Origin of the sequence: Streptomyces sp. NPDC008137 (assembly GCF_042957035.1) — a bacterium.
Lineage (GTDB): Bacteria > Actinomycetota > Actinomycetes > Streptomycetales > Streptomycetaceae > Streptomyces.
Genome location: NZ_JBIBHN010000001.1, coordinates 50,476 through 74,907, shown reverse-complemented (window position 1 = coordinate 74,907; position 24,432 = coordinate 50,476). Strand labels below are relative to the sequence as shown.

22 protein-coding genes are annotated in these 24,432 nt (G+C 72.8%); 7 read left to right on the top strand and 15 right to left on the bottom strand.

The window, feature by feature from the left end:
* Positions 1-21: 21 nt before the first annotated feature.
* On the bottom strand, positions 22-1,350 hold the full coding sequence (locus tag ACFZBT_RS00320; RefSeq protein WP_391097339.1) for an SLC13 family permease: 1,329 nt from the start codon (positions 1,348-1,350) through the stop codon (positions 22-24).
* Between the two features lie 206 nt (positions 1,351-1,556).
* Between ACFZBT_RS00320 and ACFZBT_RS00315 the strand changes: the two genes are divergently transcribed.
* Entirely contained in the window at positions 1,557-2,264 is a 708-nt protein-coding gene (locus ACFZBT_RS00315; protein ID WP_391097338.1) for an FCD domain-containing protein, read from the top strand.
* 10 nt (positions 2,265-2,274) lie between these two features.
* Here the strand turns inward: ACFZBT_RS00315 and ACFZBT_RS00310 are convergent, their stop codons facing one another.
* Positions 2,275-3,360 carry a MerR family transcriptional regulator gene (locus tag ACFZBT_RS00310; protein ID WP_391097337.1) on the bottom strand — a complete coding sequence of 362 codons (1,086 nt, stop codon included), beginning with the start codon at positions 3,358-3,360 and terminating at the stop codon, positions 2,275-2,277.
* Between the two features lie 161 nt (positions 3,361-3,521).
* On the opposite strand from ACFZBT_RS00310, the gene ACFZBT_RS00305 reads away from it, so the two are divergent.
* Together ACFZBT_RS00305 and ACFZBT_RS00300 are read left to right on the top strand one after the other, a co-directional pair.
* The gene (locus ACFZBT_RS00305; protein ID WP_391097336.1) at positions 3,522-4,406 is read left to right on the top strand and encodes a RimK family alpha-L-glutamate ligase; all 885 of its coding nucleotides are present in this window, start codon (positions 3,522-3,524) and stop codon (positions 4,404-4,406) included.
* 56 nt (positions 4,407-4,462) lie between these two features.
* On the top strand, positions 4,463-5,863 hold the full coding sequence (locus ACFZBT_RS00300) for a DHA2 family efflux MFS transporter permease subunit (protein ID WP_391097335.1): 1,401 nt from the start codon (positions 4,463-4,465) through the stop codon (positions 5,861-5,863).
* Here the strand turns inward: ACFZBT_RS00300 and ACFZBT_RS00295 are convergent.
* The 10 genes from ACFZBT_RS00295 to ACFZBT_RS00250 all read right to left on the bottom strand — a co-directional run bounded on the left by ACFZBT_RS00295 (position 5,844) and on the right by ACFZBT_RS00250 (position 17,669).
* Positions 5,844-6,446, bottom strand: a complete 603-nt coding sequence (locus ACFZBT_RS00295; RefSeq protein WP_391097334.1) for a hypothetical protein — start codon at positions 6,444-6,446, stop codon at positions 5,844-5,846. The genes ACFZBT_RS00300 and ACFZBT_RS00295 overlap by 20 nt on opposite strands.
* Entirely contained in the window at positions 6,412-7,239 is an 828-nt protein-coding gene (locus ACFZBT_RS00290; RefSeq protein ID WP_391097333.1) for an FkbM family methyltransferase, read from the bottom strand. Before ACFZBT_RS00290 ends, ACFZBT_RS00295 begins: the two co-directional genes overlap by 35 nt.
* Positions 7,236-7,457 (bottom strand): Trm112 family protein, encoded by a 222-nt coding sequence (locus tag ACFZBT_RS00285; RefSeq protein ID WP_391097332.1) that lies wholly within the window; start codon positions 7,455-7,457, stop codon positions 7,236-7,238. The genes ACFZBT_RS00290 and ACFZBT_RS00285 overlap by 4 nt, the downstream gene beginning before the upstream one ends.
* Positions 7,454-8,359 (bottom strand): hypothetical protein, encoded by a 906-nt coding sequence (locus tag ACFZBT_RS00280; RefSeq protein WP_391097856.1) that lies wholly within the window; start codon positions 8,357-8,359, stop codon positions 7,454-7,456. The genes ACFZBT_RS00285 and ACFZBT_RS00280 overlap by 4 nt, the downstream gene beginning before the upstream one ends.
* Before the next feature lie 15 nt (positions 8,360-8,374).
* Positions 8,375-9,124 carry a methyltransferase domain-containing protein gene (locus ACFZBT_RS00275; RefSeq protein WP_391097331.1) on the bottom strand — a complete coding sequence of 250 codons (750 nt, stop codon included), beginning with the start codon at positions 9,122-9,124 and terminating at the stop codon, positions 8,375-8,377.
* On the bottom strand, positions 9,121-10,365 hold the full coding sequence (locus tag ACFZBT_RS00270) for a condensation protein (RefSeq protein ID WP_391097330.1): 1,245 nt from the start codon (positions 10,363-10,365) through the stop codon (positions 9,121-9,123). The genes ACFZBT_RS00275 and ACFZBT_RS00270 overlap by 4 nt, the downstream gene beginning before the upstream one ends.
* Complete coding sequence (locus ACFZBT_RS00265) at positions 10,362-14,489, bottom strand: alpha-(1->3)-arabinofuranosyltransferase family protein (protein ID WP_391097329.1); 4,128 nt, start codon at positions 14,487-14,489, stop codon at positions 10,362-10,364. The genes ACFZBT_RS00270 and ACFZBT_RS00265 overlap by 4 nt, the downstream gene beginning before the upstream one ends.
* The gene (locus ACFZBT_RS00260) at positions 14,486-15,247 is read right to left on the bottom strand and encodes a methyltransferase domain-containing protein (protein ID WP_391097328.1); all 762 of its coding nucleotides are present in this window, start codon (positions 15,245-15,247) and stop codon (positions 14,486-14,488) included. The genes ACFZBT_RS00265 and ACFZBT_RS00260 overlap by 4 nt, the downstream gene beginning before the upstream one ends.
* Positions 15,244-16,395 (bottom strand): glycosyltransferase, encoded by a 1,152-nt coding sequence (locus ACFZBT_RS00255; RefSeq protein WP_391097327.1) that lies wholly within the window; start codon positions 16,393-16,395, stop codon positions 15,244-15,246. Before ACFZBT_RS00255 ends, ACFZBT_RS00260 begins: the two co-directional genes overlap by 4 nt.
* Positions 16,396-16,673: 278 nt before the next feature.
* Positions 16,674-17,669 carry a porin PorA family protein gene (locus ACFZBT_RS00250; protein ID WP_391097326.1) on the bottom strand — a complete coding sequence of 332 codons (996 nt, stop codon included), beginning with the start codon at positions 17,667-17,669 and terminating at the stop codon, positions 16,674-16,676.
* A gap of 214 nt (positions 17,670-17,883) precedes the next feature.
* Between ACFZBT_RS00250 and ACFZBT_RS00245 the strand changes: the two genes are divergently transcribed.
* The 4 genes from ACFZBT_RS00245 to ACFZBT_RS00230 all read left to right on the top strand — a co-directional run bounded on the left by ACFZBT_RS00245 (position 17,884) and on the right by ACFZBT_RS00230 (position 21,092).
* Positions 17,884-18,036 carry a hypothetical protein gene (locus tag ACFZBT_RS00245; RefSeq protein WP_391097325.1) on the top strand — a complete coding sequence of 51 codons (153 nt, stop codon included), beginning with the start codon at positions 17,884-17,886 and terminating at the stop codon, positions 18,034-18,036.
* A gap of 2 nt (positions 18,037-18,038) precedes the next feature.
* The gene (locus tag ACFZBT_RS00240; RefSeq protein WP_391097324.1) at positions 18,039-19,283 is read left to right on the top strand and encodes a helix-turn-helix domain-containing protein; all 1,245 of its coding nucleotides are present in this window, start codon (positions 18,039-18,041) and stop codon (positions 19,281-19,283) included.
* A gap of 178 nt (positions 19,284-19,461) precedes the next feature.
* Positions 19,462-20,235: an IclR family transcriptional regulator C-terminal domain-containing protein gene (locus ACFZBT_RS00235; RefSeq protein ID WP_391097323.1), complete on the top strand. Its 774-nt coding sequence runs from the start codon at positions 19,462-19,464 to the stop codon at positions 20,233-20,235.
* The gene (locus ACFZBT_RS00230; protein WP_391097322.1) at positions 20,232-21,092 is read left to right on the top strand and encodes an SMP-30/gluconolactonase/LRE family protein; all 861 of its coding nucleotides are present in this window, start codon (positions 20,232-20,234) and stop codon (positions 21,090-21,092) included. Before ACFZBT_RS00235 ends, ACFZBT_RS00230 begins: the two co-directional genes overlap by 4 nt.
* A gap of 91 nt (positions 21,093-21,183) precedes the next feature.
* On the opposite strand, the gene ACFZBT_RS00225 is transcribed toward ACFZBT_RS00230, so the two are convergent.
* From ACFZBT_RS00225 to ACFZBT_RS00215, 3 genes are read right to left on the bottom strand one after another with little or no spacing between them, the layout of a single operon-like run.
* Positions 21,184-22,587, bottom strand: a complete 1,404-nt coding sequence (locus ACFZBT_RS00225) for an NAD(P)/FAD-dependent oxidoreductase (protein ID WP_391097321.1) — start codon at positions 22,585-22,587, stop codon at positions 21,184-21,186.
* Positions 22,584-23,792, bottom strand: coding sequence for an MAB_1171c family putative transporter (locus ACFZBT_RS00220; RefSeq protein WP_391097320.1), 1,209 nt, complete (start codon positions 23,790-23,792; stop codon positions 22,584-22,586). Before ACFZBT_RS00220 ends, ACFZBT_RS00225 begins: the two co-directional genes overlap by 4 nt.
* Entirely contained in the window at positions 23,789-24,370 is a 582-nt protein-coding gene (locus ACFZBT_RS00215) for a toxin-antitoxin system, toxin component family protein (RefSeq protein ID WP_391097319.1), read from the bottom strand. The genes ACFZBT_RS00220 and ACFZBT_RS00215 overlap by 4 nt, the downstream gene beginning before the upstream one ends.
* Positions 24,371-24,432: the final 62 nt, after the last annotated feature.

The window sequence follows — 24,432 nt, the reverse complement described above, 5'->3', positions numbered from 1 at the left end:
GTCCATGGGGCCGTCGGCCGGCTATCCCCAGCCGGGCACGACCATCACCAGCCACGCCGCCGCCGGTACCACCGCCACCACAATTCCTCCGTACACCATCAGCTGCCGGAAGAAACGCTCGCGGTCGACGTCCGGCGCGGCGGCCAGGACCAGGGCGCCGTTCGTGGAGAACGGGCTCACGTCCACGACGGTCGCCGACACGGCGAGTGCGGCGACCATGCCGATCGCGCCGATCTCGCCCTGTTCCAGGAACGGGACGGCGAGGGGGATCAGTGCGCCCATGATTCCCACGGAGGAGGCGAAGGCGGAGACCAGTGCGCCGATGTAGCAGAGCAGGAGGGCGGCGAGCAGGGGGACTCCGATCCCGCCTACGCCCTCGCCGGCCCAGGTGATGGTGCCCATTTCGTCGAGGACGCCTACGTAGGTGAGGACGCCGCAGATGAGGAGGACGGTGGGCCAGGCGATCTCGCCCACTGCCTTGCGGCTGTCTTCGGGCCACAGCGTGCTGAGGACCACTGCGAGGGTGATGGCGGTGAGGCCTGCGTCGAGGTCGAAGACCAGGACTGCGACCACCAGGGCCAGGAGGGAGGTCAGGGTGGCTATGCGGGGCGGGGTGAGGCTGGTGGTTTCCGGGCCCGGCTTGGTCGTGGCTGGGGTCGGATCGGTCCGCAGCTCGGCGGAGCGAGGTGCCGCTCTCTGTGGGACGGGCGCCGCCCCAGCGGCACGACTGCCCGCAGCGGGGGTCGAGTCGAGCTTCAGTCCGCCGCACACCACGAAAACCACCCCGGCGATGACCAGGTTCGCCGCCAGCGATGCCAAGAAGAGGACGAGTTCGTTGCCCGGGAGGTTCTCGCGTTCGACGATGCCGTTGACGATCGAGCCGTAGATGCTGATCGGGGAGAAGCCGCCGGCCTGGGCGCCGTGTACGACCATCGCGCCCATCAGGAGCGGGCTGATCCCGTAGCGCGTGGCGAAGCTCAGGGCGATCGGGGCGACGATCGCGACCGCGGCCGGGCTGACCGCGCCGATCGCCGTGAGCGCGCCCGTCAGCGCGAACATCACCCAGGGGATGAGCGCCACCCGCCCTCGCACGAGCCGTACGGCGGCGTGCACCAGCCAGTCGGTGGTGCCGTTGGCGCGGGCGATCGCGAAGAGGTACGTGACGCCGACCAGGACGACGAACAGGTCACCGGGGAACCCGGCGAAGATGCCGTCCGCGTCGAGGTCGGCGACGAGCCCGCCCACCCCGAAGGCCGCCGCGAAGGCGAGCGCGCCCATGTTGACGGAACGCGTGGTGGCGATGACGAACACCACGACGAGGACGAGGATCGATATGAGTTCGGGGGACATACGGGCTCCCGTCGTTGGGCCCCGGAGCGGCTGGGAGTACCTGTGAGTGGCCGAGTGGCTGAGCCACTTGAGGTGCGTTGGCTGAAAGAGTGGGTGCGGCCCGGGCGTCCGTCAAGGGGGCGGGCGATAATTGGTTCAGCCACTCGGCCACTGACGGGCGAATGCGACAAGGCCCGGTGTTACGCTCCCGGCGAGAGGGGGACTCCGTGACCGACGCCCTGCGCCCCATGACGAAACAGCGCCTCTACGAACAGGTGCTGGAGCGGCTGCGCCAGTACGTCGCCGAGGGCGGGCTGCGCGCCGGTGACCGGCTGCCGCCCGAGCGAGATCTCGCCCAGCGGCTCGGGGTGAGCCGGGCCTCGGTGAAGCAGGCGATCGTGGTGCTGGAGGTCCAAGGCCTGGTGGAGGCCCGGCACGGGGGCGGTACGTACCTCGTGCGGGACAGTCTCGACACCGAGCCCGTGGAGCGGATGGTCGAACGCCGCAGGCGCCTCCCGGACGTCCTGGAGGCCCGGGAGGCGCTGGAGACGAAGCTCGCCGAACTGGCCGCCGAGCGGCGCACGCAGGACGATCTGGCGGCGATGCGCTCGGCGCTCGCGCACATGGCGGAGGAGATCGAGGCGGACGGTCACGGCGTGGAGGGCGACCGCCTGTTCCACGCGGCCGTGACGGCGGCGGCCCACAGCGCTCTGCTCGCCGAGTTCATGCGCTCCATCGCCGAGCAGATCGCCGAGAGCCGCACCGAGTCCCTCCGCCAGCCCGGCCGCCCCTCCCGCTCCCTCTCCCAGCACCAGGCCATCCTCGACGCGATCGCCGACGGGGAACCCCGCCGGGCGGCGTCGGCCATGCGCCGCCACGTCCGCACGGTGGCGAAGGTGCGGCTGCTGGACTGGGAGCCGGGGGAAGAGGAGTAGCGGCCCGGGATCAGGCGGCCGGCCGCTCCACCACGTCCGCCACCACACAGCTGACGTTGTCCGGGCCACCGGCCTCGTTCGCCGCGCCGACCAGCGCCCTGACCGTCTCCTCGGGGCTGACCGGTGAGGTCAGCAGGTCGCGTACGCGGTCCTCGGGGACCACACTCGACAGGCCGTCGGAGCACAGCAGATAGCGGTCGCCCGGGTGGGCGTCGTGCAGGCGGAGGTCCGGGAGCGCCGTGGCGCCGTCGCCCGTCAGGGCCTTCAGCAGGAAGGCGCGCTGCGGGTGGGAGACGGCCTCCTCGGCCGTCAGGCGCCCCTCGTCGATCATCGACTGGACGACGGTGTGGTCGTGGGTGATGAGGAACAGTTCGCCGTCGCGCAGCAGATAGGCGCGGGAGTCGCCGATGTGCACCAGGGCCAGCCGCGAGCCCGTCCACAGCAGGGCGGTCAGGGTCGTGCCGATGCCGTCGGCGCCGTCGGCCACGTCCCGGACGGCCTCGGCCGCGCCCCGTACCGCGTCCTCCAGGAGGTTGAGGACCCCGCCGGCCGGGATCTCGTCGGTGTCCAGGGAGCGCAGTGCCGCCACGGCGGCGCTGCTCGCGGGCGCGCCCGCCGGGCCGAAGCCGTCGGCGACGGCGAGCAGCCGGGTGCCCGCGTACGCGGTGTCCTGGTTGGCGGGGCGGACGCGTCCGGTGTCCGAGTGGGCGGAGTAACGCAGTTCCAGCATGGTGGTGTCCTCTCCTGGCTCTCGCGAGTCCGTCGTCAGGTGATCGACCAGGAACGCGGCGAGGTCCCGCCGTACCGCCGTCTCCGTTTCGACCCGTGCCCAGTAGGCGCGGATCTCCAGGGCGGCGGCCGTCGAGTCGCGGTCGTACAGGCGGCACACCCGGCGGATCTCGGCCAGCGGCATGCCCAGCCGCCGCAGCCATGCCACCAGCCGGGCCTGCTCCAGCTGGGTCACCGCGTAGTACCGGTATCCCGAGTCCGGGTCGACCCGGGCGGGCCGCAGCAGGTCCAGCTCGTCGTACAGGCGCAGTGCCTTCGGCGAGAGCCGGCAGGCCTTCGCGAACGCGCCGATCGTCAGCATGTCCATGCGTCCCCCTGCGGTCCCGCGCTCCTCGCGCTCGTTCCGTTCCGCCACCGATGCTGGGGCTTCACCAAAGGTGAAGGTCAAACGGGGTGTCGCGGTTCCTCCGAGGGTTGTTAGCCTGCGCCGGACCGGATTTCGATCGTCCGTACGAAAATGGAGTCGCCGTGGCCGGCACCCCGCGCATCGCGCTCGTCACCTACGACCCCGCCGGCGAGGTGAGCAAGGACCGGGACCTGCCCGTGCTGGCGGACGCGCTGCGGGAGGCCGGGGCCGAGACCGCCGTCGTCTTCTGGGACGACCCCGACGTCGACTGGGCCGGGTTCGACCTCGTGGTCCTCCGGTCCACCTGGGACTACAGCTGGCGGGCCGAGGAGTTCACGGCGTGGGCCGAGCGGTGCGCGAAGGCGACGCGGCTCGCCAACCCGGTGGACGTCGTGCGCTGGAACGCCGACAAGCGGTACCTGGGCCGGCTCGCGGAGGCCGGAGTGCCCGCCGTGCCCACCCGCTACTTCGCGCCCGGCGACCCCGTCGACCTGCCCGGCGACCACGAGTACGTCGTGAAGCCCACCTCCGGCGCCGGTGCCCGCTACGCCGCCCGCTACCCGGCCGGGGAGCGGGACGCCGCCCTGCGCCAGGTCGAGCGGATGCACGCCGAGGGCTTCACCGTCATGCTCCAGCCCTATCTGACCGGCATCGACACCCATGGCGAGCGGGCCCTGCAGTTCTACGGCGGACGGCTGCTGCACGCCAGCCGCAAGGGCGCCGTCCTGGCACCGGGCACCCCGTACGACGCCGACAAGATCGCCCACCCGGATCTCCGGCCCTGGGAGCCGACCCCCGCCGAACTGGCTGTCGCCGAGCGCGCCCTGGCCGCCGTGCCCCTGTCCGGCGATCAGGAGCTGCTGTACGCGCGCGTGGACCTCGTCACCGGGCCGGACGGGGAGCCGTGCGTGATGGAACTGGAGCTGATCGAGCCGAATCTGTTCCTGTGGCTGCACCCGGAGTCGGTGCCGAGGGTGGTGGAGGCGGTTCTCGACGCCGTCGGCTGATCGCGACGCGTGGGGTATACGTCCCTCGGTGAGGCTTTTGGTGTACCTGTAGGGTCATGCCCTCCGAGCGACGGTCCTGGGCACCGCTGCTGGCGGTGTGCGCCGGGTACTTCATGGTGATCCTGGACGTGACCGTCATCAACGTCGCCGTGCCGGTGATCGGGCGGGAGCTGTCGGCCTCGCTGACCGGTATCCAGTGGATCACCGACGGGTACACCCTGGTCTTCGCCGGGTTCCTGCTGACGGGCGGTGCGCTCGGGGACCGGCTGGGCAACCGGCGGGTGTTCTGCACGGGCGTGGCGGTGTTCACCGTGTCCTCGGCCGCGTGCGCGCTGGCGCCGAGCGCCCCGTTCCTGGTGGTGGCCCGGCTGGTGGAGGGGCTCGGGGCGGCGCTGATCGTGCCCGGCTCCCTGGCCCTGCTCCAGCAGGCCTATCCGGAGAAGGCCGTACGCGCGCGGGCCTTCGGGCTGTGGGGCTCGATGGCGGGCATCGCCGCCTCCGCCGGGCCGCTGCTGGGCGGGCTGCTCGTCTCCACGGCGGGCTGGCGCTGGGTGTTCCTCATCAACCTGCCGGTCGGCGCGGCCTGCCTGGCGCTGACGCTGCGGCACGTCGGCCGCTCGCCCCGGCGCGCCGACCGGGCACTGGACTGGCCGGCGCAGGTCGCGGTCGTGGCGGCGGTGGCGCTGCTGACGGCGGCCCTCAACGAGGCCGGACGGCGCGGCTGGTCCGACCCGGCCGTGCTCGCCGGTCTCGGCCTGGCCGTACTGGCCGCCGCGGCCTTCGCGCTCCGCGAGCGGCTGGCCCGCTCCCCGGTGCTGCCGCTGGGCCTGCTGCGCTCCCGCGCCATGAGCGGCGGAGCGGTCATCGGCCTGCTGTTCAACTTCGGCTTCTACGGCATGGTGTTCACCGCCAGCCTGGAGTTCCAGCACGGGCGCGGTTACAGCGCCCTCGGCACCGGGCTCGCGCTGTTCCCGGCCGTGGCGATGACCATGTTCGCCTCCGTCCTGTCCGGCCGGCTGAGCCGCCGTACCGGCGACCGTCCGCTGGTGGTCTCCGGCATGCTCCTGGCCGCACTCGGGCTGGGCGGCTGGGCCGCGGCGGGCGCCGACCCCGCCTACGCGCTGCTGGTGCTCCCGATGATGGCCGCCGGTTTCGGTACGTCCTTCGCCCTCACCGGCTCGACCGCCACCGTGATGGGCGCCGCCGCCGAGGCGTACTCGGGCGCCGCCTCCGCGCTGTTCAACACCACCCGTCAGGTCGGCAGCGCCACCGGCGTGGCACTCGGCGGCAGCCTGCTCGCCTCGGCCGGCGACTACGGCACCGGGATCCGGACCAGCATGTTCGTCGGCGCACTGGCCTATCTGGCCGCGGCGGCCCTCGCGTGGCGGTGCGTGCCCGCGAAGAGCGCCTCCCCGTCTTCAACCGGCCCGGAGCCCCTCAGTCCTGACGGCCGGTGACGGCCAGCCGCTGCAACAGCCCCCACGTGAACTCCGCGACGACCTCCCACCGCGCCCCCGCCGCGTCAGGCGCCCGGAACGCCAGCCCCCACCGGGTCGGCGCCGAACCCTCCAGGGGACGGGCCGGGGCGAAGGCACGGGCCGCCTCGTCCACCGTGCAGGACCAGGGTGCGAGATCGTCGAGGGTGCGCAGCTCGGGGCCCTCGGCGCCCGGCGCGCGGACCAGCCACTCGTTCCACACGGCGCCGTTCGGGGCGGTGAGCACCTCGAAGCGCAGATCGGGCCAGAGCGGGACGGGCCACAGCCACGCCTCGCAGTCGAGGTCACCGATGCGGCGGGACGTACGGGACTCCGGGGCGCCGAGGACCGAGCGGTAGCGGGACAAGGCCGGGCGCGGGGAGCGGATCATCGCCTGCCAGCGCTTGTTCGCCTCGCGCATGTCCGCCAGGGAGACTCCCAGCTCGTGCCGGGCGTCCTCCACCTGGCCGGGATTGTGGTCGGCCATGCGGCGCAGCAGCACCAGCTGGAAATCGAGCGGGGTGAAGGGGCTAGCGGGGCGCTTTCCGGAGGGCATGGGAACCATCGTCGCCCACCGGGGCCGTGCCGGGGCGGCGGCCGTCGGGCAGGAACAGCACCGAGTTGACGTAGCGCGGGCCCCGGAGCAGCGGGGACGGCAGGACACGGCGGAGCAGGCCGTGGGAGACGACGTAGGAGGCGTCGGCCTGGTGGTCCTCCAGCGGAAACTCGGCCAGCGGCACCCAGGTGTCGCCCGGCAGCACCCAGCCCTCGTAGCCGAGCAGGGCCAGATAGGTCACCACCGGGGCGATCGGCTGGATGCGGGACTCCAGCTCCACGAACAGGGCCGGGCGGTCGCGGGCCAGCAGACCCGTCGCCCCGCGCAGGACCGCCGGCTCGTTGCCGTCCACGTCGATCTTGATGAAGCCGACGTCGCGCAGCCCCAGTTCGTCCAGCGTGACGCAGGGGACGTCCAGCGCCCGGCCGTGGATGTCGCGGCGGACCAGCGAGGACACGCCCCGGTCGCCCGAGTCGTCCGACGGCAGCCACAGACGGGCGAGGCCCGGGCGGTCCGAGGCCGCCGCACGGACCACCCGTACGTTCGGCGGGACGGCGGCGGCCAGCAGCCGGGCCAGATGGGGCACCGGCTCGATCGTCACGACCCGCTCGGCGCGGCCGGACAGCCGGTGCGTCCAGGGGCCGTACCAGCCGCCGACATCCACCGCCGTACGGCACCCGGGCGGGCACAGCTCGGCGAGCCGCGCCAGCTCCGGTTCGAAACGGGGATACAGGGCCCGGGCCGTCGCGGCCACCAGCCGGGTGGGCAGAAGGGGAGCGACACGGGCGGCCAGGCTGGTCACGGCGACATCCTCTTGAGGAGTTCCTCGTGCTCCTCGTCCGGCACCTGCTCCCCGGACGACGGCAGCAGCTGCGGAATGCCGTCGAGGATCGGATAACGGCGGCGCAGCCGCGGGTTGTACAGGGCCTCCTCCTGCTCGGTCTCCTCGGCCAGCAGATGCAGCGGGCCCTTGTCGAGCGGGCACGCCAGGATCTTCAGCAGCGGGTCGTCGGGCTTCATGGGGATGCCAACTCCTTGGCTGGGGCGGGCTCCTGGGGAGCGGAGTCGTGTTTGGGCATGGTCAGCAGTACGGCGACGGCCAGGGTCGTGCCCGCCACCCGCAGCGCGAGCCGCAGCGGATCGTCCGGCAGGGCCTCGCCGAACGACAGCGTGCCGAGCACCGCCGTGAACAGACAGGTCACGGTCGTGCACACCGGCACGATCAGCGAGGCCCGGCAGCGCTGCAGCGCCGCCTGCGACATCACCAGGCCGAACACACCGGTGAACAGCAGCAGATACGGATACGGGGAGGCCAGCAGGTCCAGGACCGCGCCGCCGATCCCGCTGGTCGTCAGATGGCTCGACACACCCTTGATGGCCAGGGAGCTGACGCCGTACAGCAGGCCGACGGCCACGCCGTACTCGACGCCGGTCGTCGGGCGCCGGTGCCGGTTGCGGGCACGCCGCTCGGCGGAGCCGTACAGCCACATCCCGGCCGCCAGCGACGGCACGCACACCAGCAGGATCAGCGGGTAGGGCGCCTCCTGGCTGACGGAGTCCGAGCCCTCGCGCAGGGACAGCACCACCATCAGCAGCGCGAGCAGGATCGCGCCCAGCGCGTACCGCTCCCGGCCGGTCGTCTCCTCGCCGAGCAGCCGGGCCGACAGCAGTACGAGCAGCACCAGGCCGGAGACGAAGATGCCCTGCGCGGCGGCGATCGGCAGCGTCCGGTACACGGCGAGCTGGGCGGCGAACCCGGCCGCGAGCGAGAGCGAACCGCCGATCCACAGCGGGCTGCCGAGCACCAGGCGCAGCAGCCGGGCGGGCTGCCGGATCGTCACTTCCGGGAGTGCGGCGAGCGCGCGTTTCTCCAGGACGAATCCGGTGCTGTACAGGACGTTCGCCAGCAGGGCCGCGGCCACTCCCCACCACATCGGCTACGTCCTCCTGGCGTGCAGCAGCAGGATCGACGCCAGCCGCGGCCGGGCGCAGGCGAGCCGGTCCAGCGGCCGCAGCGGGCGCGGTACGCCGTGGAAGGGAGCGCCTTCGAGCCCTACGACCGTGAATCCGGACGCGGCGACGAACTCCCTGAGCGCGCGGGCGGTGTAGAGGCGCAGGTGTCCCACGACCTCTTTCCCCGGGCGGCCGTGGATGCCGCGCAGGCTGACCTCCGAGAAGACCGGCTGCACACCGGCGAGCAGCAGGGCCCGGTTGTACCAGGCGGCCAGGTTCGGGGTGGACAGCATCAGATGGCCCCCGGGCCGCAGGATCCGGCGGATCTCGTCGAGCGCGGCGTCCGGATCGACGAGGTGCTCGATCACCTCGCTGAACAGCACCGCGTCGGCCGACTCGGAGGCGAACGGCAGCCCGCCGCCGGTGAGTTCGCCGCGGACCGCGTACGGGATGCGGGAGCGGGCGCGTCTGAGGGCGTCCTGGGACCAGTCGACGCCGATGACGCGGTGGCCGGGCAGGAGGGGCGCGGCGGTGGCCGCGGCGGTGCCGTCGCCGCAGCCGATGTCGAGGACGGTGCGAGGGCGGTCCGTGGCCGGTCCGAGGGCCCGGGCCAGCATGCGGGCCTGGCGGAGACTGCGGGGGGTGCCGGAGGCGACCGGGACAGCCGGGTTCTCGTAGAAGTCGCGCAGGTCGCGGGGCGGGCGTCGTCCGGTGGTGGTCGGTGCCGGTGTCATGGGGTGACCTCCGTGGTGTGCAGGTAGTGCTCGAAGAGGTCGCGGAGGTGGGCGCCGTCGCCGTGGCTGAGCAGGGCCCTGGACCAGCGCAGGGCCAGGTGGAGGCGGCCGGCCGTGGAGGCGGTGGTGACGGTCAGGCCGCGCGGCATCCGGGCCGGTGCCGAGAACCACACCGCGTGCGCGCGGCCCGCCTCCTCGCCGAAGTCCAGCGGGTACGGGATACGGCCGATGTTGCTGAGCAGGGTCGTCGACGTCCAGGGTGCGGCGGCCCTGCGCAGGCCGCGGGTGAGGGCGGCGCGGGCGGCGACCGGGGCCCAGGGGGCGGTGAGGAGCGCGGCCCCGTGGCCCAGTTGGGGGCGGGGCAGGGCCTTCAACGCGCGGGTCCGCTCCGCGGTCCGGCGGAGCAGGGTGGGCATCTCCGCCTTCAACTCCACTGGTGCGAAGGGTACTTCGACCAGGCGGGTGCCGTTGCCGATGGGCATCGTGGTGTCCCGGGGGCGGTCGTCCACGGGCATGGTGATGCGCAGGGGGCGGGGGCGGGCGCCGTGTTCCCGGTTCCAGTGGGCGATGGTCAGGGCCGTGGTGACCATGAGCTGGTCGTTGACGGTGTACGGGGAGCCTTTGGGGCGGTGCGGGAGGGGCAGCTCGGTGACGAGCATGCCGTTGCCGGGGGACGGGTCGGGGGTTCCTTGCGCTACACGCGCGGGGGGTGACCAGGTGGACGGGGTGTCCGGGGGCTCTTGTGCGGGCTCCGCGGGGCGGGTCGGGGGTGCGGCGGGGTTGTTGTCCCTGCCGCCGTAGAGCTCCGCGGCGGTGGCGAGTATGCGGAGGCAGGCGGGGCCGTCCAGGGCGGTGTGGTTGATGGTGAGGAAGAGAACCGAGCCCACGACCTCGAGCCGGATCGGCGGCGACATCGACAGGGGTGGTGCCTCTGCGAGTGCCCTGGTTCTGGCGTCCCGCAGAGCCCGCGGCCCCGCCGGGGTGAAGGTCACCACCTCCGTGTCCGGTTCGCCCGTCAGCTCCCACTCGTAGCGCCGCCGGTACCACGCCCCCCTCGCCTCCCGCATCAGGATCCGGGGGTGCCGGTGCAGGGCCTCCGTGAAGGCCTTGCGCAGGCGGGGTTCGTCGAGGGGGCCGGGGAGGTGGACCTCGATGTGGACCGTTTCCGGTTCCTGCTCCTGGAGGCAGTGCCGGGACACCTCGTCCACCACCGGGAACGGGATGCGTACCGGTGCCGTCATGCGGGCTCGTCCTTCCCCGGTTCGCGCAGGCTCACGAGCCCCGCGAACAGGCCGATCAACGCCAGCAGTTGAGCCAGGTGGCCGAACGCGCCCGTACCCGATCCCACCGGCTCCCCGGCCCCGAACGCGGCGACGATCCCCGCCCCCGCCAACGCCACGAACGCGATCGGCACCAGCAGGGCGTGCCGCCGCGAGGCCAGCAGCGCCAGAGCCGGGACCAGCAGCGCGAACCAGCCCGCGATCACCACTCCGACCAGCGTCAGCGCCACCGTGCCGAGCCACAGACCGGGCAGCGGCGGAACCGGCTGCGGCGCGTCCGGGTTGGGAGCGCGGCGGCGCCACAGCGCCAGGCCCAGCAGGACCGCGATACCGACCCCGCTGCCGATCAGCCCGGCGTCGTACGTGGTGGCCGGTTCGTACGACAGCTTGACCGCGCCGCCCGCCCCGGCCGGGATCCGCCAGCCCTGCTGCCAGCCGTCCAGCCGTACCGGGGTCAGCTCCTTGCCGTCCAGGGTGGCCTTCCAGCCGTCGTTGAAGTTCTCGTACGTGGTGAAGTACGAGGCGGCACCGGAGCCGACCGTCACCTCGCGCCGGTCGCCCAGCCAGTCCCGTATCTCCAGCTCACGCCCGGCCGCCGCCGCCTCGGGAATCGTCCCGCGGGTCAGGGTCACGTCCGTGAGGGCGAGCGGGCCGGCGTCACCGCCCTCCAGCCGGTGTTCGCCGGCGGGCAGCCGCACCTCAGAGTCGCCCCGGCCCTCCTGGCAGAGCGTCACCTCGACGCCCCGCCGCTCCACGAGATCCCGCACCGTCCCCTTCACGCTCGTCCGGTACAGCTCGCTGTCCAGCGCCACGTCCGGGCCCTTGCCGCACGGCAGGGAGAACTTCCGGGTGCCGTCCGGCTGGGGGGTGCGGTACTGGTCGAGGGACGGGACGTACGCCTCCGTCAGGCCCACCGGGAGGCGCAGGTCCTCGTCGGCGACCGGGTTGTGCAGGGTCAGCGGGGCGGTCTCGGTGACCGTGATGTCGAGCCGGTCCGTGGTGATCGGCGGGAAGCGGACCCAGCCGTTCTCGTCGACCCCGGCGATCGTCGCGCCGTCGGGGGAGCTGATGTGCACCTGGGAGGCACGGGTGGACAGGCCGCCCGCGGGGGCCAGCACCAGCTCGCCGACCGGCTGCTTGCCCTCCCAGCTCAGGTGGATCGTCGGCCGGTCGCCCGCGATCCACGCCGTCGTCAGGTCGCCGTCGGTGAGGTTGCGCGCCGTCAGGCCCGCGCCGAGGCTCGCCGTGGAGTCGGCGGTGGCCACGATCCGGGTCTGCTGCTCGGGTGCCACCTCGTAGAGCAGCCGGTCGAGTTCCTCGCCCGGCACCGGCACCGCGTTCGCCTTCACCTCGTACGTCCCGGCGGCCGGTGTCGTGAAGCGGCGGTGCAGTCCGGCCTCCGTGCCGGTCGCGGACAGGCCCGTCGGGTCGGAAGCGCGGTGCAGGGAGACCATGGTCGCGGGTGCGGTGGCGTTGTCCGCGTCGGCCGGCAGTTTCAGCAGCCGGGTCACCTGGATGTCCGGCAGGTCGATCTCGGCGAAGCCCGCGCCCGTCAGACCGGCCCGGCGCTCCACCGAGTCCACGATCGTCAGCTTCATCCACCGGCTCGTGCCCTCGGGCGCCTTGATCCGCTGCGTCTTGCCGTTCGGCTGGAGGAAGCTGGTCTTCGAGCCCTTCTCGGTCTCCACCCGTACCTTCGTGGCCGCCGCGCGCACGCTCTCCTGCGGCAACGGCGTGACCTTGAAGGAGGACGGCATGTCGTAGGGGCCGGTGAAGCCGACGCGCAGCCACTGCCCGTCCGGCGTGTCGGGCGCGCCCTCCGCCCACGCGGTGTCCGGGTTGCCGTCGAAGGCGTTCACCGGGTCGTACTGCGGCAGGTGGAAGAGCCAGTTGCCGTACGAGGACGCCGTCACCGACTCGGCGCCGCGCAGTTCGGCCACGGTCTGGTGGTCGGTTCCCTCGGCGGGCAGGATCTGCCGCGGCTTCTCGCCCGGGTCCTGCTGGGCGTCGGGCGCGTTGCGCTCGTCCTCGGTGTACGTGTACGACGTACCGGCGTTGACCAGGCCGAACCGGGTGTCGGCGCGCCGCATCCCGTCGCCCACCACCTGCACGGCGGGGGTGCCGAGCCCGGGATGGTTGTCGCCCGTCAGGACGGTCGCCCGCCCGCGCAGCCGGGACGCCAGCGGCAGCAGCGCCTCCGGGCCGCCGGACACCACGGCCGTGTCGGAGACCGGGGCCAGCCCCGCCTGCCCGGGCCGGACCACGTCCGCGTCGGCCGGCCGGTAGATCTCCACCGCCCGCTGCCGCGCGTACAGCCCCTCGACCTGGAGCGGGGCGTCCTGCGCGATCCGCCCGCCGGTCATCACAGGGCCGAGCCCGGTCACCCGCTCGTACCCGGACTGCTCCAGCGTCCGCTTCACCGTCGCGGTCGGCACCGCGCCGATCTGGTCGGGATCGAGATCGTTCCGTACCACGACGTAGTACAGCCCCGCCCGGCTCAAGTAGTCGGCGAGACCGGGGACTTCGCCTCCGCTCAGCAGCGCCTGCTCGACGGCGTCCATCGCACGCCGGTTGCCGGGCGTGCCGAACGGGACGTAGTCGCGCTGCGCCCAGCGCGACTCGGCGAGCACGTCGAGCGGCTGGTCGATGGGGGAGCCCCAGGTGTACATGCCGTGCGCGGTCGCCGGGACGACCAAGGCCCGGGAGTCGGGGGAGTACTTCTCCAGCCAGTCGGCCGTGGCCTGCCAGTAGGTGGGCAGCTTCTGGAAGGAACCCGGGTTGAGGATCGATCCGTTGAGATACGGCAGCAGCAGCCCCGGCAGGATCAGCACCGCCGCGACCAGCGGGGCCAGACGCCTGCCGCGCACCTGGCGGGCCCCGCGCGGCTCGGCGGCCACGCCCACCAGGTGGACCAGGCCCAGGACGAGCGCCAGCGCCATCCCCGCCTGGAACTTGTAGATGTTCCGGAACGGTGACAGCCACCCGTCCAGCCAGCCCTGCACCACCCCGTGGAACGGCGCCCCGAACGCCCCGCCGTACCCGGCGAGCAGCACCAGCACCGCCACCAGCACGGTCAGCACGAGCCACCGCCGCTCGGGCACATCACGCCGGGCGAGTCCGGCGAGCCCCAGCCCGGCCGCCAGCGCCGAGCACACGATCACGACGACCGAGGAGGCCACGGCCCACCCGGCGGGCAGCCACGCCTCACCGAAGTGCAGGTAGGCGACCCAGTTCCCGGCGCCGCGCAGCGCCTCGGTCGCCGACATGGTGTCCGTGGTCGTCTGCGAAGTCTCTATATAGGGGAGGAAGTTCTCGCCGTAGACCCCGAGCAGCAGCAGCGGCACCCACCACCAGGCCGTCACGACGATCACGGCCGGGGTCCACCAGGCGATCAGCTTGCGCTGCCGCGGGCCGGGCGGCCGGGACAGCAGATACAGCCCGACCGGCAGCAGCGAGGCCAGGGTCGCCGAGGCGTTCACCCCGCCCATGAACGGCACGAGCAGCGCGGACCGCAGCGCGGCGACCCGGGCGGCGTACCGCTCGTTCGTCAGCGGCAGCAGCACCCACGGCAGGAAAGCGCCGGGCAGCGCGGCGGCCGACGTCGACCCGATGACCGTCGTGAACACCGGCCACAGCGCGTACGCCACCGCCCCCAGCAGCCGGGAGGTGCCACTGCCCACCCGCAGCCGCTCGGCCAGCCGCAACGCACCCCAGAAGGCGACGGACACGACGACCGACAGCCACAGCCGCTCCGCCAGCCACACCGGCAGGTGCACGAGGTCGCACAGCCAGTAGAACGGCAGCATCGGCCACAGATAGCCGACGTACTGGTCCTGGATCCCGCCGAACCCGGCCCGGTCGTGCCACAACTGGCCCAGGTCGGCGAGGAACTGCCCCGGATCGACGGTGACGCCCAGCTTGGTGTCGAAGGTCTGCCGCCCGGGTTGCACCACCAGGAACAACACGAACACCACGGCCCAGAAACCCAGCAGCCAGCGCCGCGACCGCGGGCCCTCGGGGGGACCCGCCGCGCTCGCGGTCGTGGGGACGGCCGCCGGTGGAGGAGCCTGGACCGTGGTTGTCATGAAGGGCACCGCCGCAGAATGAGGAGGAGGTTCCAGGTGGCGAACTCGCGGATCCCGGGCGCCTTGACGACGGTCTCCGCGAGGAAGGGCCAGTAGCGGGAGCGCGCCGAGACGACCGTGACGTCGTCGCGGGCACGCACCTGCCGCAGGGTGGAGCCGATGTGCACCGCGAACAGGTTCTCGCCGAGCGTGTGCTTGGCGGGCCGGCCGGTCCGCCGCAGATAGCGGGCCCGGGCCCGCTCGGCACCGAAGTAGTGCCACGGCGCCCACTCGTGCCCGCCCCACGGCGACAGCCAGTTGGTGAACGACACATAGATCAGCCCGCCCGGGCGCGTCACCCGGGCCAGCTCACTGAGAAAGGTCTCCGGATCGGCCACGTGCTCCAGCACGTTGGAGGAGAAGGTGACGTCGGCGATGCCGTCCCGCAGGGGCAGCAGGTATCCGTCGGCGACGACCGTGCCGTCGGGCGGCTTCTCGCCCAGCTCGGCCATGTCCGGCTCGAACAGATAGGCATGGGCACCGCGCTGCCGGAACTCCTCGGTGAAGTACCCGCTGCCGCCGCCGATGTCCAGGACGGTACGCCCGGCGACGGGCCCGTCGTACGCCTCGACCTGATCGACGGCGTCCCGGGCGAGGAGCGAGTAGCAGTGTTCGGGATCGTCCTGTTCGTGGAGGAAAGCACGGAACAGCGCAAGAGATCTTCGAAACGAGGGGTCGTTTCCATAGGGGCGCGGGGAACTGCGCACGGGTGGAGTCACGGTCCCCAGCCCCTCACCGCCTCCGCGGCAACGACCCCAAACTGCCGCACAGTCCGATCCCACCGAAACCGCGCGGCCCGATCCCGAGCCGCCTTCCCCATCGACTCCCGCTCCCGCCCGGCCAGGGCCAGCGCACACCAGGCCGCGGCGAACGAGGACTCACCCCGCGCGAGCACCCCGGTCTCACCGTCCACGACGGAGTCCTTGAGCCCGGGCACATCGAAGGCGACAGCCGGCGTCTCCCGGGCCGCGGCCTCCGTCACGACCAGCCCCCACCCCTCCACGGCGGAGGGATGCAGCAACAACCAGGCCGCGCACAGGAGCCGGTGCTTCTCGGCCTCGGAGACATACCCGGTGAACTCCACACCGGGCCCGGCCAGCCGCTCCAGCCGTTCGCGCTCAGGCCCGTCCCCGACGATCACCAACCGCCCGCCGGTCACCGGCCGCACCCGCTCCCACAACCGCAGCAGCAGATCGATCCGCTTGTACTCGACGAGCCGCCCGACGGCGACGAACAACGGTTCCGCCGAGCGCTCGGCTCGCGGCCCCGGCTCCTCGACCCCGTTGTGCACGACCCGGATCCGGTCCCGCTCGACCCCGATCGCCCGCAGCGCGTGGGCCGTCGAGGAGGACACGGCGACCATCAGGCCGTCCTGCCGCGCACCGGTCAGCGCCCAGTGCTCGAGTCTTCGGCCGATCCGCGCCGCCGGGGCCAGCGGCCCGCCGAAGCGCATCTTCCACAGATCCGTATGGACGTGGTTGACCAGGCACAGCGTGGGACCGCGATGCCACAGCGGCGCCAGATACGGCATGCCGTTGCACACCTCGACCAGCAGATCGCAGTCGCCGATCTGGCGGGCGAAGGCGGACCGGGCCCGCAGATAGTGCCCGTACGGGCCGCCCGCCGACACGACCCGGTAGTCACGGAAGGCAGCGGGGCCTCCGCACAGCAGGGTCACCTGGTGGCCCAGCCGGGTCAGCCCGTCGGCGAGCTTGTCGACCAGCAGCTCGGAGCCGCCGGCGGAGGGGTTGTCCAGATCACGATGGGCGAGGAACACGATCCGGCGCGGATGTGGGGGGAGCGCCGGAAGGGCCCGCCGCGCGCCGTTGGAGGTGGCGCGCAGCGGGGACGGTACGTGCTGGGGCATGGGTGCTCCAACTCGTCTCGGGGTGCGGAAGTCAGCGTGGGAAACGTGGGGGTTCTGTCCGGAAGAGGAATCCGGAGGAGGAATCTCGAAGGGGAGTCTGGAAGGGGAGTCTGGAAGGGGAGTCTGGAAGAAGCCGGCCTGTGGGGGGCCTGAGCTCTTCCTGGGAGGGGAGTGTGGACGGGATGTGCTCGGGTGGGGTTGGACAGTTTTCGCCCGGACGTTCGCCAGGGCTACTCACCGGCGTGACAATTTCGGGCTTTGTTAGAGCTGACGTCACATCACATCGTGAGGGTGGGCTGGGGCATGTCCGGCTTTTCGGACGGAACGGGCTGCTCCGGCTCCTTCCGCCCACGCGCCACGAGAACACCACCCACCACCGCGAGCACAAAACCGGTCACCGCCGCCCCGATCGGCAACGTCACGCCCACCAGCCGCAGTTGGCCGCTGTCCCGCTTCGCCTGCCGCACCGCTTCCTTCTGTGTCGCGGTCGTGAACGAGACCTTCCGGCTGTCCAGCAGCACCGCCGCGTCCTTCTTCCCGCCCGGCGCCCGCAGGGTCCGCTTCGGGCCGGTCTGCGCGTAGATCACGCGCCCCGTCGCCTGGTCCACGACCAGCTCGAACCCGTGGTTGGAGTACCACTCCTCGGCCAGCACCTGCGGCCGGCCCGGCTGGTCGACGATGCTGCCGGGCACCATCCGCGTGCCGGTCCTGGTCGGCGGCACCGAGCCGGTGAACTTGTAGCCGGTGTAGCCCTGGACCTTCGCGGTGCCCCGGTAGCGCAGCACGACCGTGTCGCCGAGGGTGTTGTCCCACCACTGGTACGAGCGTTTCTGCACGTCGAAGGGGAACTTCAGATAGGCCTCGCCCTCGATGTACGGCTTCTCGCCGCAGCAGTGCACCGGCCGGTTGGTCTTCCGGTCCATCACCCAGCGGTGCGGCTTGTAGTCCAGCGCGTCGTGCGGGTCGGCGGCCGGCAGCGACTTGTCCGTGTCGACGGTGGTGATCACGTCCCAGACGGCGTTGCCGCTGCGTTCGCTGTCCTCGACATTGCCCCGGACCCGCTGCGTCACGGTGATCTTCCGGCCGGAAACCGTCTCGATCCGGTCAGTGTCGAAGACGCTGCCCCGGCCGGTGTAGACGGCGGTCGTGTCGATGTCGATCGGATTCACCGCGGCACGCGGCTGCACATACCAGGCGAGCAGGGGCGCCAGCACCAGCAGGAACGTGCCGAGACCCAGCAGGACCAGGGAAAACGGAGAGGTTGTACGGCGCATCCGGGCACTCCAGTGGCTTGGGACGGCTCGACGTACGAGAAGACCGGCACGGCGGCGAAGCGCGCGCATGCGGTTGGGCCGGGAACCGTAGGCGGCTCTTGACGGGGTGTCAATGCTTGTCGAGACTGGGGCGCGACAGGCAGGGACGGGACGCCAGGTGGGGCGACCTCCGGACGAACGCCGGACGAATCCGGACAGAGAGGCTGACCCTGCGATGTCCAGACTGCTCGCTGCCGCGCTGACCGTCGCGCTCGCCGCCGCCCTCGCCGTGGGCGCCGCGCTGGGCGTGGTCGCGCTGCTCCAGGCCACACCCGACCAGCCGAACACTCCCCTGATCACGTACGAGCAAGCGGACGGGGGGAGTTGACGGTGACGGCTGCCCGCACCGGAACCGTCACCGCACGCTCGGCCTGGCACGGCGTACCGCGCTTCCAGGTGCGCAGGTTCGCGGCGATCGCCATGGCCGAGGCGCCCGAACTCGCCGAGGAGATCCTCCGCGAGATACAGCGCGAGTACCCCCATCTGCCGTTCGTCGTGGACGACTCGGGCGAGCCCATGGCCCTGGTCGGCATCCGCCGCGCCATCGAGGTCTTCGTGCAGCACCTGGAGCACTCCGAGGGGCGGCCCACCGTCCCGCCCGGCGTCTTCCAGGACTTCGGTCGCGGCGAGGGCCTGGGCGGCCGCTCCCTCGACTCCCTCCAGGCCATCTACCGCATGGGCGTACGCCTGGCCTGGCGCCGTTTCGCCGACATCGGCCAGCGCGTGGAGATCCCGCCCCCGGCGATGTACGAACTCGTCGACGCGGGCTACGAGTACCTCGACGGCCTCGTCGACCAGTCCGTACGCGGCTACGCCGAGGCCGCGGCCCGCCAGGCGGGCGAACGCCTGCGCCTGCAGCGCCGCCTGATGGAACTCCTGCTGGCCGAACACCACCGCGGCGACCCCTCCGAGGCCCTCACGGAACGCGCCGCCCGGATCGGCTGGCCCCTCCCGGCCAAGGTCGCCGTCGGCGTCCTGCTGCGCCCCGCCCGGGAGGCCATGGCCCCCGCGGTCGGCGAGGGCGTGCTGCTCGACATGGAGTACGAGCGGCCCCGCATGGTCGTGCCCGACCCGGGCGCGGCGGGCCGCCCCGAGCTGCTGCACCGCGCCCTGGCCGGCTGGTCCGGCGCGATCGGCCCACCGGTCCCGCTCACCGAGGCGGCGAAGTCCCTGCGCTGGGCCGAGGCGGCGGTCAGCCTGATGGAACGGAATCTCCTCCCCTCCGGTGAGGTCCTCCACTGCACCGAGCACACCGAGGCGCTGGTCCTCCTCCAGCCCGAGGAGCTGATCGACGACCTGGCCGTCCGCTGCCTGGCCCCCCTGACCCACTGCGGCCCCACCCACGGCCGCCGCCTCGCGGAAACACTCCTGGCCTGGCTGGAGACCAGGGGCGGAGCCCCGGAGGTCGCGACCCGCCTCGGCGTCCACCCCCAGACGGTCCGCTACCGCCTGCGCCAGATCCGCGAACTCTGGGGCGACGAGATCGACGACCCCGACCGCCGCTTCGAACTGGAACTGGTACTGCGGGCCCAGCGGCTGCGGGGGCAGCTGGGGGCGATGCGCGGGCGGCGGTGAGCCTTCGCAGGCGTACCCGGTGATCACCGACGTGCCCGTGGCGGGCCCGTCGGTTTACGCCCGCTCTGCCTCTGCCCATTGCCCGGCCAAACCTCTATGGCTAGCCTGTGTTCGTCATGCCGATCGCCTGTTGATATCTCGAACACAGGCGCCTGAGACACATAGGGAGGGGCCGGTCGTGGGACGACTCGTACCAGCCGTGACCCGGGCTCTCGACATTCTCGAGCTCTTCCTCGACGGGGACGGGACGCTCTCCGCCCCCGACATCGTGCGCAAGCTGCAGCTGCCGCGCACCACCGTGCACGAGTTGGTGACCACGCTCGCCGCCCGGAAGTACATCGTCCAGGTGCCCGGCCAGCCGGGACGCTACCGGCTCGGCGTCCGGCCGTATCAGCTCGGCGCCCGTTACGCCGAGCAGCTCGACCTGGCCGCCGAGGGGCAGCTGGTCGCCCGGTCCGTCGCCGAGACCTGCGACGAGACCGTACACGTGGCGATCCTCGAGGACACGGACGTCATCTACATCGCCAAGGTCGACTCCACGCACGCCGTGCGGATGGTGTCGGCGGCCGGTCGCCGGCTGCCCGCCCACTGCACCTCCGTGGGCAAGATGCTGCTGGCCTCCCTTCCCGAGCAGGAACTCGCCACGCGGATCCCCGACAACGCCGCGCTGGTCGCGATGACCCCCAACAGCATCACCGACCCGGCCGCCCTGCGCGAGGCCCTGGCCGAGATCCGCGAGCGGGGCCTCGCCGTGGAGAGCCGCGAGTCCAACCCGGACGTGAGCTGCGTGGCCGCGCCGGTCCGCGACCGCACCGGTCAGGTCGTCGCCGCCCTGTCGATCTCCGTGCCCATGATCCGCTGGAGCGAGGAGCGCCGCGCCGAGCTGGAGCAGCTCGCCGCGAAGGGCGCCGCCGACCTGTCGGAGCACCTCGGCCACCGGAGCGTGGCATGACGGCGAAGCCGTACGAGGTCGCCGTACGGGCCGAGGCCGAACTCGGCGAGGGCCCGACCTGGGACGCGGCGACCGGGCGTCTGCTCTGGATCGACATCCTCGGCTGCAAGGTGCACACCTACGACCCGGCCACCGGCCGCCGCACGGTCCGCCGCACCGAACAGCACGTGGGCGCGGCCAAGCCGCGTGCGGGGGGTGGACTGGTCCTGAACCTGCGTGACGGGATCGGCCTCCTCGATCCCGACGGTGACGGCGGCGGATTCCGCTGGCTGCACCACGAGCCCGTGCCCGGCCGCCGCGCCAACGACGCCGCCGTGGCACCCGACGGCACGCTCTGGGCCGGCACGATGCGCTACGACGAGGCACCGGGCGGCGGCTCGCTGTCCCGTGTCGCCGGTGACGGCACGGTCGACGTCGTCCTGGACGACGTGGCCGTCAGCAACGGCACGGGGTGGAGCCCCGACGGGCGGCTCCTGTACTACATCGACTCCCCGACCCGGCGGGTCGACGTCTTCGACTACGCGGACGGGCGGGTGTCCGGCCGCCGGACCCTCGCCGTGATCGAGGACGGCGCGGGCTTTCCCGACGGGCTGACCGTGGACGCCGACGGTTGCGTGTGGGTGGCGCTGTGGCAGGGCTCGGCGGTACGGCGCTACACACCCGACGGCGAGCTGGACCGGGTGATCGAGCTGCCGGTGCCGCTGGTGACGGCGTGCGCGTTCGGCGGGGCCGGGCTGACCGACCTCTACATCACGACGGCCCGGGTGGGCCTGACGGAGCCGCCCGCGCCGGCGGGGTCGGTGTTCGTGGTGCCGGGCGCGGGGAAGGGACTGGCGCAGCCCGCGTTCGCCGGCTAGACCCAGCTGCGGGCATGCGTGCCTCCCTCAGTGCCTCAAGGGCCTGGGAGGCACCCCGCAGCGCCGGGCTGCGCACCCACCCGACCAGTCCCTAGACCAACCCGGCGGCCTTCCGCTCCGTCGCGGTCAGCGGCGGACCGGTCAACGCCGGCTTCAACGGCCCCACCGCCGCCGCCAGCAGCACCGACGGAGTCAGCAGCACCCCCGCCCCCCGCTCCAGCGACGTCACATCGGTCACCCGGCGGGCGATACGGCCGTTGCCCGTCGCCGTGTACATCAGCCGGTCCACGTACGCGGTCACGAGCCGGTCCCGGAGGGTGGGGCCCTGCTCCGTCGCGCCCGCGTAGAACACGTCCTGGCCGATGGCGAGGTCCCACGCCGCTCCGGCCGGGCGCGCGGCCGCCTTCTGGATCCGCCGGGACAGTCCGGGCGCGGCCCAGCCGTGCCGCCGTACCGTGTCCCGCAGCAGCAGGGCGCTCTGCGCGGCGACCGCCAGGCCGTGCCCGTAGACCGGGTTGAACGCGGCGAGCGCGTCGCCGAGGACGGCGAAGTTCTCGGGCCAGGCCGGCATCCGCTCGTAGAAGTGCCGGCGGTTGACGGTGCTGCGGGTGAAGGACACGTCGGACAGCGGCTCGGCCTGTTCGAGCAGGTCGCCGATCAGCGGGTGCCGCAGGTCCTCTCGGGCGAAGCGGACGAAGTCGTCGTTGTCCGGGGACGGCCCGCCGCCGCGCGTGCCGCACACGGTGACGATCCACCGGCCCTCCTCGACGGGCAGCAGGAACCCCGCCCGGCCGGGGCCGCCCTCCCGCCGGTCGGGCTGGACGTTGACGATGGGGAAGCCGTCGCGGGCCGCCGCGGGGGCGAGGTAGAGGCGGCTGGCGTAGGCCAGGCCGGCGTCCACCTCGCGTCGCTCGACGGCGGGCAGTCCGAGGGCGGTCAGCCAGTTCGCGGCCTGGGAGCCGCGGCCCGAGGCGTCCACGACCAGGCCCGCCTCCAGGGTCCGCTCGGGGCCGTCGTGGGGCCGGATCCGGACGCCCGTGACCGCGGTGCCGGTGCCGGTGAGGCCCACCGCCTCCGCGCGTTCGACGACCTCGATCCGCTCGTCGGCCAGGACCCGCGCGCGGACCGTCGCGTCCAGCAGGTCCCGGCCGGCCAGGATCACGTGGTGGGACTCGGGCCAGCGCCGGAACCAGCCCCGGGTGCCGAGGGCGACCATGTCCGTCGTGACCGGCCGCCGGTTCGCCCCGGCCTCCCTGAGCGCCCCGGTGATCCCGGGCAGCAGTTCCTCCATCGCCCGCACCCCGCCCGACCAGAGCATGTGGGCGTGCCGTGCCTGCGGCAGTCCCTTGCGGGGCCCGGGAGCGGCGGGCAGCGCGTCGCGCTCCACGACGACGACCCGGTCGGCGACATCGGCCAGCGCGCGTGCCGCGAGCATGCCGGAGTGGGATCCCCCCAGGACGACGGCGGTTCTGGCGGGGGTGGAGCTGTCAGTCATGCGCGGGCGTTCTCTCTCCCGGGGGCGGCCGCGCGGGAGCGTACCGCCTCGATGTGGTCGCGGTGCCGCAGGGCGCGGGACACGGCCTGGATCTCCTGCAGCAGATAGGTGGTGTCGGGGCCGGCGCCGTCGCCGGGCGCGTCACGTTCCCTCGCCGCCACGGCGTCCAGGATCGTCACGGCCGCGGCCAGCGCCTTCGCCCGGCCCGGCTCGAAGCCCAGCTCGACGGCCGCGTCGTACGACCGTTCCCGCAGCTCCTCGTCGAGGTGCCGGGAGAGCTGGAGGAGCACGTCGCGGATGTACGTCTCGCGGCGGATCAGGCGCAGTTCGCCGGTGGCGCGCGGGGCGAAGGGGGCGCCGCCGCCGTTGACGGTGCGCAGCAGCAGATAGAGGGGACGCAACCGCCGGTGGGCGAGCCGGATGCGCCACCGTTCGTGCAGGTACTGGCCGCCGTGCGGAATGATGAAGCCGGTCGCGACCATGGTGGCCGAGAGGCACGCGGCCGAGGGGGCCAGGTAGGTGCTCAGCCAGTCCAGGTCGTTGCCGGTCAGCCGGGCGATGACGGCGGTGAGTTTGGCGGCGTCGAAGAGCAGGTTCGTCGCGTAGCCGACGCCGAGGAACCTCAGGCCCCAGCGCAGCCAGGCGTCGAGGCCGTCGGTGCGCACCCAGTTCCAGATCAGCCGGGCCGTGATCGAGCAGGCCACGGTGTGGGCGAGGAGGTAGAGCAGGATCTCCTCGCGCATGAAGGGCGTGTTGGCGTAGTACGTGTCCAGGTCCTGGCGGCGTTCCACGGGGACGTCCGCGAGCCAGAAGAGCACCCACAGGGCGACGACCACACCCGCGTAGGCGAAGACGACCCAGCGGGCGGCCCGGCGCGTGGAGGCCGAGCGGTCGGACAGGCCGTTGCGCCAGGCGACGATCAGCAGCAGCCAGGACGCGCAGAGCGCGGTGAGCAGCGAGTACACCAGCGGCGCCGCGATGTTCGGCACGCCGGTGACGCGGTTGGTCCAGCCGATGACGGCCGGGGAGGCGAAGACGAACACGGCACAGGCGAACAGCAGCAGCCCGCCGACCGCGCGCAGCATCGGGTCCCGCCACATCTTCACCAGGCTGGGCAGCTTGATGACCAGGGCGACGGTCAGCGCCCCGATCGGCAGCCAGAAGGAGACGGAGAAGCCGTCGAGGACGTCCCGGGCGTGGATCATCGCGCGCCGCCTCCGCGTCCCCGGTAGCCCATCGACCGCCGCACCGGATCGAGAGCGGCGTCCGCGTCGCGCGGAGGGCCGTCCGCGAAGGAGCGGAAGGCCGCCGCCAGCCGGTGCCCGAACGCGTCGGCCTCGGCCTCGTCCCGCTCACGCGAGCCGTCGCGGGCGGCCACCGTCAGCGCCGCGGAATTCCAGCCGGGCTCCCCCTCCAGCGCCCGCACCGCCGCCGTACCGGCGGCATGGTGATGCCCGTGCCCGGCGTGCAGATGCCACAACTCATGCCCGAGGATGACCAGTTGCTGCACGGCCTCGGCCCGCTCCTCGACGATGACGAGGTCGAAGTCCTGGAACTCGACCGACAGCCCGGTCACTTCGATCTCGTCGGGAAAACGCTCGAAACGCAGCTCGACGGGCCGCCCTCCGCGCCGCGCGCTCATCTCCTCGCACAGTGCCCGGCACAACGACCGTACGTCGGTGGGGGACTGCTCCCTCGCCCGGACCCCGGCGGCGAGCCCCGAGGCCAGGCCGCGCATGGCGGAACCCCGTCGCGAGCGCCTGAACGCGGCCGCGATGTCCATCGCTCCCCCTTCTCACCGCCGGCCGACGGCTTGGCAGCGGGTCCGAGACTACGCGCCCGAAT